Genomic DNA, 756 nt, shown 5'->3' with positions numbered 1-756 from the left:
TCCCTCGCGCCATCAGAGATGTGTATAAGAGACAGGGGCAGGGTGTGGCGGGGCCGTCGGTCTGACGGCCCGGGAAGCCCGCCTCCGCTTCCGGCCCGTAAGATGTCGTGGCCTGTCCCCCCGCCCCTGCAGGTCCAAGAACAGTGAGCGTGGACGTACCCCGCCAGGTACGCGCCGGGCGGAGCGAGCGTGCGATCGCCGTGAACGCGTTCCGTGCCCTGCCCGGTCCGGAGCGTCTCGCGCGGACGGCAAGGAGGGGCACATGGCCGAGCGGGAAGACCGCTCCCGGTCCGCGGCTCAGGACCCCGGCCCGCCCCCGGAGCCCGGGACGACCGGCGTCGCCCCGGCCGGAGGCCCGGCGCCGGAGACGTACGCGGCCCTCCTGGCCGAAGTCGGCGGGCTCCTCGACGCCCATGAGCCGCACGAGGTCGTCGTCCTGCTGCGGGCCGAGCTGGAGCGGCGGGAGCTGCGCGCGTACTCCCACGGCTGGCGCGACGCCGCCGACCACTTCGAGCCCGCCGTCGAGGCGGCGAGGGCCGCGAACCTGCGCACCTTACGGCTGGTGGGGCGCACGCCGGGCCGGGCGGCGGTGATCCCCTTCCGGCCGGAGGGCCGCGACGGCGAACCCCCTGACGAAGGCCGCGGGGGCGGCCTTCCCCGTGACGGCGAGCGCCGCGGCGACGCTGTGCGGGACGGCGGCCGGAGTGATGACGGGGAGTCCCGCCGCGACCGGCCCCGGACCGATCGGCCCCAGAC

At 76.5% G+C, this 756-nt stretch carries 1 pseudogene; it reads left to right on the top strand.

The annotated features are described in order from the left end of the window. Positions 1-262 precede the first annotated feature (262 nt). Positions 263-756, top strand: a pseudogene (locus tag CR470_RS38265) (hypothetical protein); the annotation flags it as partial.

This window comes from Streptomyces sp. rh34 (assembly GCF_002551245.1).
Lineage (GTDB): Bacteria > Actinomycetota > Actinomycetes > Streptomycetales > Streptomycetaceae > Streptomyces.
This window is presented reverse-complemented; position numbering and strand designations above follow the sequence as displayed.